The organism is Marinomonas sp. CT5, from assembly GCF_018336975.1.
Taxonomy (GTDB): Bacteria; Pseudomonadota; Gammaproteobacteria; order Pseudomonadales; family Marinomonadaceae; genus Marinomonas.
Genome location: NZ_CP025572.1, coordinates 575,769 through 591,728, shown reverse-complemented (window position 1 = coordinate 591,728; position 15,960 = coordinate 575,769). Strand labels below are relative to the sequence as shown.

17 protein-coding genes are annotated in these 15,960 nt (G+C 43.8%); 6 read left to right on the top strand and 11 right to left on the bottom strand.

What is annotated here, in order from left to right; genetic code table 11:
- The first annotated feature begins 87 nt into the window (after window positions 1-87).
- The 4 genes from C0J08_RS02855 to fecE are packed head-to-tail and all read left to right on the top strand — an operon-like array spanning window position 88 to window position 3,706.
- The gene (locus C0J08_RS02855) at window positions 88-981 is read left to right on the top strand and encodes a Fe(3+) dicitrate ABC transporter substrate-binding protein (RefSeq protein ID WP_212654630.1); all 894 of its coding nucleotides are present in this window, start codon (window positions 88-90) and stop codon (window positions 979-981) included.
- The gene (locus tag C0J08_RS02850) at window positions 978-1,979 is read left to right on the top strand and encodes an iron chelate uptake ABC transporter family permease subunit (RefSeq protein WP_212654629.1); all 1,002 of its coding nucleotides are present in this window, start codon (window positions 978-980) and stop codon (window positions 1,977-1,979) included. Before C0J08_RS02855 ends, C0J08_RS02850 begins: the two co-directional genes overlap by 4 nt.
- Window positions 1,976-2,935, top strand: a complete 960-nt coding sequence (gene fecD, locus C0J08_RS02845; RefSeq protein ID WP_249344481.1) for a Fe(3+) dicitrate ABC transporter permease subunit FecD — start codon at window positions 1,976-1,978, stop codon at window positions 2,933-2,935. The genes C0J08_RS02850 and fecD overlap by 4 nt, the downstream gene beginning before the upstream one ends.
- A gap of 3 nt (window positions 2,936-2,938) precedes the next feature.
- The gene (gene fecE / locus C0J08_RS02840; protein WP_212654628.1) at window positions 2,939-3,706 is read left to right on the top strand and encodes a Fe(3+) dicitrate ABC transporter ATP-binding protein FecE; all 768 of its coding nucleotides are present in this window, start codon (window positions 2,939-2,941) and stop codon (window positions 3,704-3,706) included.
- 9 nt (window positions 3,707-3,715) lie between these two features.
- Here the strand turns inward: fecE and C0J08_RS02835 are convergent, their stop codons facing one another.
- Complete coding sequence (locus C0J08_RS02835; protein ID WP_212654627.1) at window positions 3,716-4,294, bottom strand: cysteine hydrolase family protein; 579 nt, start codon at window positions 4,292-4,294, stop codon at window positions 3,716-3,718.
- A 24-nt stretch (window positions 4,295-4,318) separates the two neighbouring features.
- The gene (locus tag C0J08_RS02830) at window positions 4,319-4,684 is read right to left on the bottom strand and encodes a hypothetical protein (RefSeq protein WP_212654626.1); all 366 of its coding nucleotides are present in this window, start codon (window positions 4,682-4,684) and stop codon (window positions 4,319-4,321) included.
- Window positions 4,685-4,930: 246 nt separating this feature from the next.
- On the opposite strand from C0J08_RS02830, the gene C0J08_RS02825 reads away from it, so the two are divergent.
- The gene (locus tag C0J08_RS02825) at window positions 4,931-6,586 is read left to right on the top strand and encodes a methyl-accepting chemotaxis protein (protein WP_212654625.1); all 1,656 of its coding nucleotides are present in this window, start codon (window positions 4,931-4,933) and stop codon (window positions 6,584-6,586) included.
- Between the two features lie 88 nt (window positions 6,587-6,674).
- Here C0J08_RS02825 and C0J08_RS02820 read toward each other — a convergent pair whose 3' ends face one another.
- Entirely contained in the window at window positions 6,675-7,568 is an 894-nt protein-coding gene (locus C0J08_RS02820) for a LysR family transcriptional regulator (protein WP_212654624.1), read from the bottom strand.
- A gap of 158 nt (window positions 7,569-7,726) precedes the next feature.
- On the opposite strand from C0J08_RS02820, the gene C0J08_RS02815 reads away from it, so the two are divergent.
- On the top strand, window positions 7,727-8,416 hold the full coding sequence (locus tag C0J08_RS02815) for a type 1 glutamine amidotransferase domain-containing protein (protein WP_212654623.1): 690 nt from the start codon (window positions 7,727-7,729) through the stop codon (window positions 8,414-8,416).
- Between the two features lie 89 nt (window positions 8,417-8,505).
- On the opposite strand, the gene C0J08_RS02810 is transcribed toward C0J08_RS02815, so the two are convergent.
- From C0J08_RS02810 to C0J08_RS02775, 8 genes are all read right to left on the bottom strand, one after another.
- Window positions 8,506-8,802: a Dabb family protein gene (locus C0J08_RS02810; protein ID WP_212654622.1), complete on the bottom strand. Its 297-nt coding sequence runs from the start codon at window positions 8,800-8,802 to the stop codon at window positions 8,506-8,508.
- A 134-nt stretch (window positions 8,803-8,936) separates the two neighbouring features.
- Window positions 8,937-9,743: an endo alpha-1,4 polygalactosaminidase gene (locus tag C0J08_RS02805; protein ID WP_212654621.1), complete on the bottom strand. Its 807-nt coding sequence runs from the start codon at window positions 9,741-9,743 to the stop codon at window positions 8,937-8,939.
- Window positions 9,744-9,851: 108 nt separating this feature from the next.
- Window positions 9,852-10,700, bottom strand: coding sequence for a diaminopimelate epimerase (gene dapF, locus C0J08_RS02800; protein WP_212654620.1), 849 nt, complete (start codon window positions 10,698-10,700; stop codon window positions 9,852-9,854).
- Between the two features lie 17 nt (window positions 10,701-10,717).
- Window positions 10,718-11,353, bottom strand: a complete 636-nt coding sequence (locus tag C0J08_RS02795) for a response regulator transcription factor (protein WP_212654619.1) — start codon at window positions 11,351-11,353, stop codon at window positions 10,718-10,720.
- Between the two features lie 24 nt (window positions 11,354-11,377).
- Window positions 11,378-12,733: a cache domain-containing protein gene (locus C0J08_RS02790; protein WP_212654618.1), complete on the bottom strand. Its 1,356-nt coding sequence runs from the start codon at window positions 12,731-12,733 to the stop codon at window positions 11,378-11,380.
- Between the two features lie 119 nt (window positions 12,734-12,852).
- Window positions 12,853-14,142 carry a TRAP transporter large permease gene (locus tag C0J08_RS02785; RefSeq protein ID WP_212654617.1) on the bottom strand — a complete coding sequence of 430 codons (1,290 nt, stop codon included), beginning with the start codon at window positions 14,140-14,142 and terminating at the stop codon, window positions 12,853-12,855.
- Window positions 14,143-14,176: 34 nt separating this feature from the next.
- Entirely contained in the window at window positions 14,177-14,716 is a 540-nt protein-coding gene (locus C0J08_RS02780; protein WP_212656223.1) for a TRAP transporter small permease subunit, read from the bottom strand.
- Between the two features lie 62 nt (window positions 14,717-14,778).
- Window positions 14,779-15,864, bottom strand: coding sequence for a TRAP transporter substrate-binding protein (locus C0J08_RS02775; RefSeq protein WP_212654616.1), 1,086 nt, complete (start codon window positions 15,862-15,864; stop codon window positions 14,779-14,781).
- Between the last annotated feature and the right edge of the window lie 96 nt (window positions 15,865-15,960).

Below are 15,960 nucleotides of genomic sequence, written 5' to 3'. Positions count from 1 at the left end.
CACATAAGAATTAATCGCTACAAAAGCCTTCAAATATAATTGAGAAGTGTTATCATTATCATGTTTTTTACTTTTAAAGGCTGTATCATGAAACGCGCTCTGTCGGTTGCTCTATCGATTCTATCCATTTGTTTTTGTTCACTTTCCCAAGCCGTTACCGTTCAAGACAGCAAAGGCACCTTTACTTTGGACTACACACCAAAGCGAATCGTGGTCTTGGAATTTTCTTTTGTGGACGCCTTAGCGGCGGTGGGAGTCAGCCCTGTGGGTGTGGCCGATGACAAAGAGCCAAGCCGTATTCTTCAAGAGGTTCGCAATGAAATTGGGGAATGGACATCCGTTGGTACACGCTCTCAGCCCAGTCTAGAAACCATTTCATCCCTAAAACCAGATCTTATTATCGCCGATATTTCTCGTCATGAAGGCGTTTATGCCGACTTACAAAAGATAGCTCCTACCTTGATTCTCCCATCTCGACGCGCTTCCTACGAAGAAAACCTGGAAGCCACGGCCATCATCGGCAAAGCCATTGGTAAAGACAAACAAATGCAAGCGCGCTTGAAAAAACACGCCGATATTATGGCTGATTTGTCCAAACACTTACCGAAAGGCAAAGAAGTACAATTTGGTGTGGCTCGTGATGACGCGTTGTTTCTACACACTTCGGATTCCTACGCTGGCGGTGTTATTCGAGCCTTAGGATTAAAAAATGCCAATACCGGCCGAGACGACGATGCTTATCGCCAAACCAGTTTAGAACAGCTCCTTGCTGTGAACCCTGATTACTTTCTCGTCGGCAATTACGTGACGCCAAGTATTGTCAATAAATGGGAAAAAGAGCCACTTTGGCGGATTCTGAAAGCCGCAAAAAACCACCATATTTTCTATGTGAATCCAAATACTTGGTCTCGTTGCCGCGGCATCATTTCTGCGGAAACCATGGGCAAAGACTTGTATAAGGTTTTTAACGCAAACACATGATCCCAATGCGTCTCGCTTTTTTTGCTCAATGCACGGTCTTGCTTCTCGCTTTATTCGCTTGCTCATTAGTTAGTCTAATCAGTTGGTCGGCCATTCCTATTTCAGCGATGGATGCCGTGCAAGCTTTGTACAATATGAATAACGACAGTATTGCTCAGCATATTGTTCATGACTTACGACTGCCAAGAGTCCTTATTGGCATCATGGTAGGCGCCAATCTCGCCGCGGCTGGTGTCATCATGCAAGCCCTAACGCAAAACCCGCTCGCTTCCCCCTCTGTTTTGGGGATCAACGCCGGTGCGGCGCTTGGTATGGCTTTGGTTTCAACCATTGCTCCTTGGTTTGGTTTACTCGGTACCTCCTTCGCGGCGATTATTGGCGGTGGCACGGCTTGGGCGTTAGTGATGTTGCTTGGCAGCGCTTGGCGAGGGGGAAACGAGCACGGCCGTTTAGTTCTTGCAGGCGTAGCCATTTCCGCCCTATGCGCGGCGCTAACCAAAGCTGTCATCATCATGGAAGAAGATCAAGCATCTGGTGTACTCACTTGGCTAGCGGGCAGTTTATCCGATGCAAGATGGCAAACTTTTGATGCTTTTTGGCCCTTTTGTGTCGCCGGATTATTAGGCGCAATATTGATGGCTCCGACCCTCAATCTACTGCAACTTGGTGACGACAATGCGCGTAACCTTGGTGTGTCACTTATGTGGATAAAATTGGGGGGCAGCTTTTTAGTATTGCTTTTGGTGGGTAGCGCCATCAGTAGCGTGGGAGCCATTGGCTTCGTCGGACTGCTCATTCCTCATATGGCAAGAATATTGATCGGACAAGATCATCGCAAATTTTTGCCTGTGGCTATGCTGCTAGGTGCCTGTTTAGTGGTGTTATCCGACACATTAAGTCGAGCCATTATTTATCCTGCCGAAACACCCGCTGGCGCCATTTTAGCGCTCATCGGAGCGCCATTTTTCATCTACCTTGTCCGTAAGAGAACACTATGATGGCCTCGCGATCCCTGCCTTTTTTACTATTCGTTTTGCTAGGGTTACTGGTCGCAAACTTAATGTTTGGTGCGGTTTCTATTCCTTTCAATCAAATGCTTGAAGGGTTTCAAAGCGGCAATGAGCATTACTTTACTCTTCATGAATACCGCCTTCCGCGTACTATTTTAGCCATGTTAGTTGGCGCTATGATGGCGCTGGCGGGTGCCTTGGTACAAGGCGTAATTCGTAACCCCTTGGCTTCACCCGATGTGCTTGGTGTCAGTCATGGGGCAGGTCTCGCCGCTGTGATTTATATGACATTTTTCCCAACCGCTGATGTGCGCTGGCTACCAGAAGTGGCCTTGATTGGCAGTTTTATCGCTGCCATCACTCTGTGGTGGTTATGTGGTCAGCATAGTAGCACCATTAAATTGGCGATTACTGGTGTGGCATTGGCTGCGCTGTACGCAAGCAGTGTCGATTTTCTCATGCTGGTAAAACCGCTAGAAATCAATAATGCACTGCTTTGGCTAACGGGCAGTTTGTGGGGACGAGGTTGGAGCCAGCTTTCAATGTTGTTGCCTTGGTTGTTGCTTGTACCTGCCGCTCTTGGGCTTGCCAAGCCGCTAAACCTGATACACCTTGGCGATGACAGCGCCATTAGCCTTGGTATCAAGGCAAACAAACTGCGCTTAGTTGCCTTGGCGGTTGCTGTTGGACTCACCGCCTCTTGTGTGGCGATTTGTGGCCCTATCGGATTTTTAGGTTTGGTGGCCCCTCATTTGACCCGCAAGCTAGTCGGAGGTCGCCATCAAATACTCTTGCCCTCTACCATGTTAGTGGGGGCGGTTTTGTTGCTGTTGGCGGATCTTGTGGCACGCACCATTGACCCTCCGATCGAATTACCCGCTGGTATTATGACGGCCATTATTGGTGCTCCGTATTTTCTTTGGCTTCTCCTTAGGACAAAATGATTTATGTCTCTTAGCGCTCATAATCTCTCTGTTGGCTACCACAATAAAGCCATCGTCAAACAGGTCGATCTAAGTATTCCTGAAGGAAAAATCATTGCCCTACTCGGGCCAAACGGCTGTGGTAAATCGACCTTACTCAAAGCCATGGCTCGTATTTTGTCACCATTGGAGGGACAAATTCACTGGCAAGGTAAAAACCTTCATGGCATATCGTCTAAAAAGTTGGCTCAACAACTGGCCTTGCTGCCACAAACTCAACCCATTCCAGAAGGGATAAAAGTCAAAGATTTGGTCGCTTACGGACGCAGTCCATATACAGGATTTTGGGGCAGAATTAACCAAGACGATCAAGTGATAATCGATAAGGTCATGGAGGAAACCGGTATTACCAAACTGGCCGATCAGCTCGTTAGCGAACTTTCAGGCGGGCAACGCCAGCGAGTTTGGCTGGCAATGACATTGGCACAGGATACGCCTTATTTATTACTAGACGAACCCACCACCTACATGGATTTAAGCCATCAAGTAGAATTGATGCATTTGTTACGCAAACTGAACCGCCAAGGCAAAACCATCATTACGGTACTGCATGATATCAATCAAGCGGCTCGATATTGCGATCATTTGATTGTCATGAAGCAAGGTGAAATCATCACTCAGGGTTCGCCAGAATCTGTACTCACCGAAAACCTGTTAAGAGATGTCTTTTCATTGAACGCTCAGATCCACCCAGACCCTATTTCCAATACTCCAATGTGCGTGGTGGAATAATACGAAGCCTTAATCACTAAGGCTTGTGTGTTCTTTCGGTAACAAAGCAAAGGCTTCATCTTGGCTAATGACGGTGGCGTATTCACCATGTAAATTCGCCAATGACATGGCATGCACTTCATCCGCACTGCGCGTTTGCCCGAAAAAATCGTCCTTTTCAAACGCAAAACAAGCGCTACCAACCACATAAGTTTTAAATCCTAAATTGCCTGCGCTTCGCACTGTAGATTCAACCGAGTTATTAGTACTTACTCCCACGACAACCAATGCTTGCGCTTCCTGTTCACGTAACCAGCCCTCTAAATCGGAATAAGTGAAAGCATCAGGAACCGGCTTTTCTATGGTCTTTTCATCGGCCAAAGGCTGGAAAGCGTCTTGAAACAGCACACCTTCTTGTTCTGGCCAAAATAGAGACTCAGGCTCTGTGGAAAAATGGCGTACATGAACAACCGGAGCATGACTCGCACGCCAATGAGCCAATAGCTCAGCAATTTCATGCTCTGCATTGGGGTTATTGCGCTCCCCTGCTTGAGGCCAAGACATACATTGCTGCATATCTATAATCATCAACACCACTGACTCAGACATTCGCTTTTCCTTAAGTTTCAGGACCTACTTTTCATCGTCTTTTGTTTGCTTGTTACTCTCTTTAAACTCTTCTCGGTTTTCTAATGCAAGTAATCGCTTTTGTTGGCTACGTAATTTAAAAAAGAAAACCACCAGCGCCATACACAATAAAAAAGTTAGATTACCCATAAAATTCACCCGATATTCTAGAGACTTAATATGGGCCATTTTGGTAGAAAGTGATTGATAATCGCCTAATGAAGCTGTGGATACTTGTAAAATTGCCACACTACGTTCCAGCTCAAATACAGTTTGCGCAAGTTTTTTCTGGTCTTCTGAAGCCTTAGTCGCCGCTATAGAAACCGATACAAAACAACCTAAAACCAAACACAACAATACGCGATACAACATACTCTTCCCTCTCTACATCACCCCAAATGCGATGAACTGATTTATTTACTGATAGCACCTTAACAACTTCCTATCTCAGAGTAATACTCTTTGCAGCCATAACGAAATGATTTTTTTAAACTCGATCTTCCTCTCCTCTTAAGAAAACTAAAAACTTGCGCAAAATATAGAAGTTAACTAAAAATTAAGAAACATATAGATCACATTAATATCCCCACTCCCTATCACAATAAAGGACATAGCTTGATGAAAAAACGATTAACCACCTCGGCCAGACTTTGGCTTTTTGCCGCTATCGCCATTATTGGCGCTGCTTCGATAGGAATAAGTGGTGTCATCACCATGTCTTCAAGCAGCAAAACAACCCACAGCAACCTTGGCATCATTCAGACTCAAAGCAACAATCTCCTCACGATTGAAAATGCAAAAATGAACCTGCTACTACAAGTAAAAGCCTTTAAAGATGCGTTAATAAGAGGCAATGTCCCTGAAAACCTAAGGAAGTACACTGCAGAATTTAATCAGCATAGGGATGCCGTAAGTAAAGACCTAATTGAAGCGAAACAATTGATGCAGAAATTAGGCTTAGATACTAAAAAGATAAGTGAACTGACCGTACTGCATGATCAACTCAGTAATCAATATCAATCCGCTCTTGATAAATTTGACACCAATGATGCTCAAGCAGGTAAGAAAATTGACGTATTGGTAAAGGGAATTGATCGCCCAGCTGTAGCGGCTATGGACACTCTTGTCGAAACATCAGAAAAAGAATACAGCGGCTTAATTACAGAGCAGCTTGCTTTCCTTGATAAAACAAACCAAAACGCGTTACACCAATCACTTATCATTTGCGCTACCATTGTTCTACTTATCATTGCTTTGGCACTATGGATTAATCGTAATGTCATGGGTCAGCTTGGTGGAGACCCAGCCTATGCCGCAGACATTGTCAAAAGCATTTCAGAGGGTAACCTGACAACGGCAATCGACCTAAAATCGAATGATAAAACCAGTCTACTTGCTCAGATGAATAATATGCAATTGGCCCTTAGGGAGGTGATAGAACAAATTCGAGACGCCAGCCATTCCCTTGTCAGTTCATCACAACAATTAGCCGCTTCATCTCATCAAGTTGCCGTGAGTAGTACACAACAAAGTGACACATCAACCGCCATCGCCGCTTCAGTGGAGGAACTTACTCAAGGTATCTGTCAAGTGTCTGAAAGTGCCGATGAAGCCCATCAACTATCAAGCAATGCACGGGATGCTTCGACAAACGGTGCACAACAAATGCAGAAAAATATTACCGATATCAATAATATTTCCCAATCTATTCAAGAGGCCACTAACACCATACACAAACTGGGATCACAATCCGAAAAAATCTACAGTGTTATTGGCGTCATTCAGGAAATAGCCGATCAAACCAATTTACTCGCATTAAATGCCGCGATAGAAGCCGCAAGAGCAGGAGAAACAGGGCGTGGATTCTCCGTTGTGGCCGATGAAGTTAGAACACTTGCCGAAAAAACCGGTAAATCTACGGCGGAAATTTCGGACACCATCAATATGATTCAAAATGATACCAAGATTGCCATTGGCGTTATGGAAAATAGCGCCAGCCAAATGCAACCTGTCATAGAAGGTATTGATGCAACGAACGTTGCTATGCATGAAATAGAGAATGGCACAAGACAGGTTCTAGACTCGTTAGACCAAATCACCATGATTCTGGCAGAACAAAGCAAAGCAAGTAATGAAGTGGCGCAAAATGTAGAAGAGAGTGCTCAGCTTAACAAATCAAACAGTGAGGCCGTAAACGAAGTTTCGACAGCGGCTCACCACCTTAAAGACATTGCACAAAACCTCACTCTCAGCGTACAGAGGTTCTCGATTTAATAAGAGAGAAGCCAAACATCTAACCGCAATACCTTAGTTTGATGTTTGGCTTCTGAGTTTGTATTGGCATAAAAAATAAAACACCACCTCAAAATCGAGCAAAAGAGCGTTTCAGGAAATCCAGTAACAATCGCAACTTTTTAGACTCCGCAGTGCCTGGGGGAAAAACAGCGTAAACATCAATCCCAGTGCATTTATAATCGGGCAAGATTCGCTCTAAGCTGCCTTTATCTATTCGAGGCTGCGCATCGTACATGGGAATGCGCCCAATGCCATTGCCACCTTCTAAAAATATCGTTCTAGCCGCCGCGTTATTGGTACTCACATCTCCATGAACAGACAAACTAAACGATTTGGAACCTTGGCTAAGGTGTACGGTATTGGCGGCTGGTGTATAAACCACCCAGTCGTGGTCATACAGCTCTTCAGGTTTGGTTGGCTTACCTCGGCGTCGAAAATACTCTGGCGAACCACACAAACAGGTTTCAAACGTCTTCAATTTGCTTGCTTGTAAACCCGAATCCAACAAAGGTGCGCCTCGAATCGCCAGATCTACCCCGTCCTTTATGATATTGACCACTTCATCGCTTAAAGAGACATTTAATTCGATTAAAGGATAAAGTCGTCGAAATTCGTTTAAAGCTGGCACCACCACCTGCAAACCTAAATTCACCGGACAAGAAACTTTCAATTTACCTTCCGGCTCTTGTTTGGCTTTTTCTATTTGTCGGTTCGCCTCATGGGCCTGAAAAGCAATAGCTCGACAGCGCTCATAATAGGCTTCGCCCGTTTCGGTCAATGACAAAGATCGAGTGGTACGATTCAGTAGTTTTACACCAAGCTGTTCTTCTAATTTTTTTAGGTGATAACTCACCACGCCACGGGAAATTCCCATGAATTTTGCCGCGGCCGTCAAACTGCCTTGCTCCACCACTTGGGCAAACACCACCATACTTTTTAACTGCTCAAAGGAGACTTCCATCGTACTGATTCTCTATTAAAGAAGGGTTGTCATGCTTTTAATTGTATCAATTATTAAACCAATGAAGTCAAAAACCTCTCCATTACGTCGATTCGATTAGTTAGATAGACTAATTGCAACTTAGTTAAATAACTCATCGAAACATTTAGGAGCTTCTTATGAGCAACAAAAAAATTCTAGTCGTACTGACTTCCCATTCTGATTTGGGCGATACAGGCCATAAAACAGGCTTTTGGGTAGAGGAATTTGCCACACCTTATTACGCTTTTCTTGATGCTGGCGCAGAAATTACAGTCGCCACACCAAAAGGTGGTCAAGCACCAATCGATCCAAACAGTACAGCACCAGACGCACAAACAGAGGCAACTGAACGCTTCTACAAAGACCAAGCGGCGCAAGACGTGATTGCTAACACAGTCAAATTGAGCGATATGAAACAAGACAATTTCGACGCAATCTTCTATCCTGGTGGTCACGGCCCATTATGGGATTTGACCGAAAACGAAGAATCCATTGCCTTGATCGAAAGCTTTATTAAAGCCGACAAGCCAATCTCTTCTGTTTGTCACGCACCAAGCGCGTTCTTGAACATCAAAGACGCAGAAGGTGAGTACTTCATTAAAGGCAAAACCGTCACTGGTTTTACGAACAGCGAAGAAGCGGCGGTGCAATTGACGGAAGTAGTGCCTTTCTTGTTAGAAGATGAAATGAAAAAACGCGGTGCGGATTACAAAAACACAGCAGACTGGACACCATTTGCCGTTCAAGACGGTTTGATGATCACAGGTCAAAACCCTGCAAGCTCAGAGTTGGTTGCCGAAAAACTATTGGCTCATTTAAACAAATAAGCCCTACTAGCCAATAAGTGAAAGTATAAAAACCGCCTCAAGGTGACTTGAGGCGGTTTTTCTGTTATATCATCAATAAAACCAAATCGTTATAACCCGTAATCAAACACAATAATATCATCCAAAATGGAACCTAATTGCGCTTTTAATACCTCGTGTTCAGGATGCGGAATATAAGCATCGCGAGCGGCATCATCGACAAACGTCATAAACACACAATGGGTATACCCTTGGTTACGACCTTCTGGACTGCTGTTTTCACCCCACTCAACCGATTCAATGCCATCGATCTTGCTCTTAATTTTTTCGAAGTTAGCCATAGAGGTTGCGATATCCGCTTCTGTCGCTTGCTCTTTGTATTTAATAAACAATACATGACGAATCATAAAGACACCTTATTTCTTAGGATTTAGCAAAATCATACTCCGCTCCTCCAACGAAAAACATGCGGACAATCAACAATCCTTAAAAGGTCAATCTTGCTCAATAGATGATGCAGAATGTGTAAGACACAAGGCATTTACGGTAAGCAACTCATGCGAAATTTGTCATCTAAAGTGACTGGCAAAACCAAGGTACTGAACTGTAAGCGTTCTGATTGTTTGCACATGTTATTACGCTCTGATTCATCGTCCACATAAAGACGACGATATTCCGCATTCAAAACAGGCTTTCCAGCTTTAATAAAGCTGGAATAAGAACGGCATTCGGAGTATTCAAAGCATTGTTCTGTGATGGCAAAATCAAAGTCACTGCTCAGTGCCCGTGCCTGATCAGGGTCGTTTTTCAAACCTATCGCCAAGCCTCGACTATGAGCCTCTGCCGCTAAAAAACGATTGTAATTTAACTGATCATTGGCTCGAAACGAAAACCCTGTATTGATTCGGTAGCTGTCCACATTGTCCGGCTCAACACCATCACAGCCTTTTGTGACGGCTAAATCAAGACGACGAATCATGACATCACGCACACCGCTAGAGCGAATATCTAGCCAGCGTTCATCTTCCCAACCACTCAGCGTTTTACCTAAATCTTTATCGGCAAAATCGGCCGCATCGGGTCGCCAATCTTCGTATGAGCCCGCGGAGAAATAACAAATCACTTTTTTATCAGAGGCTTGCAGACGTTGAATCAGCTCAACAGAGGAATCAAACAAATCAATGTCGTATAAATCGACATCGTAGCCCTCATTTACCTCACCATCGAGCTGCCATTGCCAAGTCACAGAAACCGGCGGACGATACCAATCATCCGCTCCATAAAGAGGAGAAAAAAGCGACGAAAGCAGCACACATAACAAAGAGAATGGAAACAGTAAAACGCGCATAGTGGACTCCATATGCCAAGAGGCGAAAACGCCCGCGACAAATCTTGCCGCAAACCACCACTCTACCCTGTTATGGCGCGAAAGGCTCTTAATCTAGCGCCTTATACCTTAGTGGAACAGCTGAGACAGACATTCATCAGCAATACGACCATGACAAACAGACGTCACACTGCCACTCATACTGACACGAAAATCCTCACTGATTTCGATATCAATCTGACCACCCGGCATCATCACCTTGATAGACGCATCGCATAAACCGAGTTTGTATGCCACCGCAGCCGCAGCACAACTGCTGCTACCGGACGCCAAAGTATAACCAGCTCCACGCTCCCAGATCTCAATCACAATATGATTACGATCAAGCACTTGCATAAACTGTACGTTGGTTCGATTGGGGAAATTCGGGTGGGTTTCAATCAGCGGTCCAAACTCTTTAGCCATGGTTTCGGTAGGAGATTCCGTCAAAATCACACAATGTGGGTTACCAATAGTGACGGCACTATAGATGTGATTCAAACTCATTACATTGAGGTTTTCTAACAAAACTTCCCGAGGCTCACCCCACACTGGAATGTCTTGGCTAAGAAAAGACACTTTGCCCATTTCCACATCCACCCGAGCGCCGTTTTCCGAGACTTGCGCTTTGACCACGCCACCTTTGGTTTCAATGGTAAAAGGCTTGTCCGCTACTAAACCTTGATCCCATAAGGCGCGACAGAATATCCGCAAACCGTTACCACTCTTTTCCGCTTCGCTGGCGTCAGGGTTAAATATGCGCAAACCAAAGTCCGCAACATTGGAAGGAAAAGGACCAATCAACACTCCATCCGACGCCACACCGTAATGTTTATGACAGATATTTTTAATGATCAAAGCCGCAGGCTCATCTGGAAACTCATCAGGCGATACCACTAAATACACATTACCTAGCGCATGATACTTACGAAAGTCCATCGCCTTACTCCTCAAAACTAATCAATCAACTGCTTGGCTAAAGCGTATTTTATCAAGCCCGCTGAAGTATGAATATCCAGTTTATTTTTAACATTCTGGCGGTGCGTTTCGACGGTTCTGACGCTGATATCCAGCAATTGAGCAATTTCTTTATTTGATAATCCAGCCGCAAGAGCTTTTAATACAGAGGTTTCACGTTTCGTTAATTCTTCACTTTCTTTTGGCGGAGGCGGGGCAGCAGAAAACAGTGAATCTGACGCGCCAGAGCTAAAATACGTACCACCTTGGCACACTGTATTAATCGCTTGAACAAGTTCTTCTGATGATACGTCTTTGAGAACATAGCCATTTGCCCCTGATTGGATCAACGACAAAATATATTCTTTGTCGTTGTGCATACTAAGCATTAGGATTTTTACGTTCGGCTGTTCGGCTTTGAATCGTTTGGTCGCTTCTAAGCCATTTAATACTGGCATAGAAACGTCCATGAGAACCAAATCAGGCTGTGTTTCTTGGGCTTTTTCTAAAGCACTCAAGCCATCAGATGCCGTGGCAATTACATCAATATTATCTTCTAACTCCAAACGAGCTTGCAGCCCATCCAGCACCAACATATGATCATCCACTAAGAGAACGCGAATTTTTTTTGTCATTATTATCACTCTTCACTTATTTACTTAAAGACGCTGCTCAAGAGGTAACATCGCACGCACTGTGGTGCCTTTGCCACGTTGCGACTCCAGTATAAAATCGCCACCAATTAGTTCAATTCGCTCACGCATATTAATCAACCCAATACCTGAATACAGCTCCGATTTGTTCGAGATACCTCTACCATCATCCAAACACTCAAACACAACTTGCCGATTGAATAGCAAAACGGACAGAAAAATATTTTTAGCTTGAGCGTGTTTTTCAATATTTGTTAACGACTCTTGGGTCAGGCGATAGACAGTAATTTCTATTTCATCTGGTAATTTACAAGCCACATCAAAACGATACGTTACCTGAATTCCGGTTCGCTCCATGAACTGGTCAATTAGAGCTTTAAGCGCGGTATCTAATCCCAAATCGTCCAACAAGGTAGGGCGTAAATTATGCGATATTTGTCGAACTTCACTGATCGTCTGATTGATCAAGTCTTCTGCTTTTGCCAGTTCTTGGTGAACTATGTCTTTGTCATGATCTCGCTTAAGTTTGTTCTCTGCTAATTCAATACGAAACTTACAGCTGACTAATAACTGATTAATTCCATCATGCAGTTCACGAGAAAAACCACGCCTTTCATTGACCTGCAAACGCATAAAACGTTGCGCCAGTTCTTTTAGTCTTGAGTCAGCCAATTTGTGTTCATGAAGGTTAATTGCCAAGCCTAACAAAATGACAAAAACCACGGTCACCACAACCACTTCAATCACAGTAAAAAAGCTACGTTGAATATTGTCATTCATGGTAGCTTTGGTTTTCGCCAACTCGGCGTAAACATCATCAAGATACAAACCCGTGCCCATCATCCAATTCCATCGGTCGATGGCAACCACATACCCCATCTTATTTTCTTGCTTCATCAATGGCGGCTTTTCCCAAATATATCTGTGAAAACCACCACCAGACTGAGCAGCTCGAATTAAACCTTGAATTAAATAGTTACCGGTACGATCCTGAAAATCCCATAAGTTTTTGCCCACAAAATCAGGCTGGGTAGGATGAACCAAATTGACGCCAGACATTTCATAGGCAAAGAAATAACCATCGTCTTCATAACTTAATCCAGCGAGAATTTTCTTCACCTGATCCTGCGCTTCGGCTTCGCTTAATGCTTTATTGTCTAACACTGGCCGAATAGCAGACATGGCAATGTTGACGTGATTTTTNAACGCCTGCTTTTTTGCATTCACCAAGTTAAATTCATAGATGGATAGTTCTTCGGAGGCTAAATCACGAGCCGATTGAAAACCTAAATAGGTAATAATGGCCGTCGCGACAATAAGTGGCGCGACAGCAAGCAAGATAATTTTACTTTTTAATCTCACAAAAAAGACCTTTTTATTATTGTTAGACTACAAGAAATCATTGGTAAACAGCGTAAATTATCAACAAAAAAAGCGGGTAAAAAACCCGCTTCCTTACTTTGTATTTTACCCTTAATGAATCATTCCATACCGTACAATTCAGGGAAAACCATAATACTGACCAGAACCAAGACCTGGATCAATATAAACGGCATAACCCCTTTATAAATGTCCGTAGTACGGATCGAACTAGGCGCGACCCCTTTTAAATAGAATAGACTAAAACCAAACGGTGGGGTTAAAAAAGAAGTCTGTAAATTCATTGCAATGAGAATCGCAAACCAGACCATATTTATGCCCAAGGTTTCAGCGACAGGCGCAAGAATCGGCACAATGATAAAAGCGATTTCAACGAAGTCGATAAAGAAACCCAAGATCAAAATTGCGATCATAGCTAAGATGATAAAGCCCCATTTTTCACCAGGAAGGTTTAATAGGACCTCTTCCACAATGGCATCGCCGCCAGTGTAACTAAACGCCATAGAGAATGCCGTCGCGCCCATTAGTATCGCAAATACCATGGCCGTCACTTTTACCGTTTCCAAGCCACTGTCATAAAGCATTTTCCAGCTAAACTGACGATAAATAAGCGCTAACACAATCGCTCCCATCCCCCCCAAAGCAGACGACTCAGTCGGTGTCGCAATCCCCGTAAAGATAGAGCCCAATACGATCAATACCAAAGCCAATGGTGGAATGATCGCCTTTAACGCACTACGAATTTGTTGTGCTCGTGTTTCATTATCAACATCCTGTGGCATGGCTGGTGCCAGTTCAGGCTTAAGAAACGTAAGAATCAAGATATAGACAATATAACAAGCAATTAGAATCATGCCAGGAAACAAAGCCGCATGAAAAAGATCGCCAACGGGAATACCTAAGACATCACCCAAAATGATCAAAATAATCGAAGGTGGAATGATTTGTCCCAAAGTACCAGACGCACAAATAGTGCCGCAGGCCAGTGATTTGCTGTACTTATATTTCAGCATGACAGGCAAAGAAATCAGCCCCATTGCCACCACACTAGCGCCAACCACACCAGTCGATGCCGCTAATAACGCCCCCACTAAAATAGTCGAAATAGCCAAACCGCCTCGAACACCGCCAAACAGTTTGCCCATGGCTTCTAATAATTGTTCTGCTAACTTCGTCTTTTGTAACACGATACCCATAAAGACAAACAAAGGTACCGCCATCATAACGGTATTTTCCATGTAGCTTTGAATACGAAATGGCATAAAAGCAAACATATCGAAACCTTCAGCAAAAACGCCGAAGATAAGCGCAATACCACCAAAGGTGAAAGCTACAGGGAACCCTAATAACAGCATTACTAGGGCAACAAAAAACATGATTATTCCAATCATAAATAACCTACAAGCTTAAAATGGAGACAAAAAATCAATGTTGAATAGGAGGATGTGAGAAACCTTCTTCGTTCACACCACGCAGCACATTAATGCAGCGAATAATCATTCCTAACCCACTGATTGTCATAGAGAAAAAAGCAAAAGGAATAACCGCTTTGATAATCCAGCGGTAAGGCAAACCACCAGGGTCACCACTGGTTTCACCCAAAACATAAGCTTCATGAGCAAACCCAACACCGTAGTACCCCACCAACAAGGTAAAAGGTAGAAGAAGAAACACACAACCAAACAAATCAATCCATGCTTTACCTCGGATGGATAAGTTTTCATAGATTAAATCCACACGCACATGACCGCCGTGCTGAATACCATAAGGAATGCCTAACAAGAAAATCGCAGCATATAAATGCCACTCTAATTCCTGCATTCCTATCGACACATCATTGAAGGCATAACGCATCAAAACATCATAAAAAACGTTAAATAACAAAACGATAAATAATAGGGTGGAAAGCATCCCAAGAAAATTAGAAAAACGAGTAATGCCTCGTTCTAGGGTGATTAACATAATGACCAACTCCTCTCCTAGAAAAAAGCATGACGAGCATTAGAGGCTCGTCATGCTTAGAGGTTTTATTCCGCTAAACTATCTACGCTGTCCAAATAAGCTCGGTCAGAGATATTGGTCCAAACACGTACTTTTTTCAGGTATTCCGCTTGAGAGTCCAAGATTTCTTTAGCCAATGGATCTTCGGCCGCTTTCTCATCAAGTAACTCTTGATTGGCTTTTTTCATCGCCATAAGTACTTCTTTCGGGAAAGTTTTTACCTGAACATTCGGGTATTCCGTCTTCATGGTCGCCCAGTTTTCAGCACTCTCGTGGTAAGACTGAATGTACATGTCGTAAGACGCTAGCTTCATAGAAGTACGCAGAATTTCGCGAAGATCGTCTGGAAGTTTTTCCCACGTGCGCTCGTTTACTAGAAATTGAAGTTCTGTCGCTGGCTCATGCCAACCTGTGTAGTAGTAAGGCGCAATTTTGTGGAAGCCCATACGCAAATCTAGAGACGGCCCTACCCACTCAAGGGCATCGATAGTTCTGCGCTCAAGCGCTGTGTACAATTCGCCAGAAGCGATATTGGTAGGCTTAGCGCCCAGTTTCGCTAGGACTTCACCCGCAAACCCAGGAATACGCATCTTCAGACCTTTTAGGTCATCAAGTGAATTGATTTCTTTTTGGAACCAGCCGCCCATTTGGTTGCCAGTATTACCGCCAGGGAAGGATAGTAAGCCGAACGGCTTATACACCTTCTGCATCAGCTCCATACCACCGCCATAATAAAACCAGCCGTACTGCTCAGGCGTAATCATGCCAAAAGGCATAGTGGTAAAGTAAAGGGTATTTGGCACCTTGCCTTTCCAGTAATAGGACGCAGAATGCCCCATGTCGTACTGACCTGAACGCACCATATCAAACACACCCAAAGGGGCTTTGTGCTTGTTGGCGGAATCAATCGTGATTTTTAAACGTCCATTAGACATTTCATTAGCAATACGCGCCATATTTCGTGGCGCATCACCAAAGATAGGAAAATTGGATGACCAAGTTTCAGCCATCTTCAATTTATAGACTTTATCGGCAGCAATAGCAGGTAAAGAGAAAGCACTTAGCGCCACTGCGGTTGCAGCAACAAGAGTTGTAAGTTTTAAGGATTTCATCGTTTTATCATCCTGTGGTCTTATTTTTGTTATGTAAGATCGAGCAGGATAGATAATGGCGCGTACAGAAAGTGCAAACAATTCGTACGAATACCG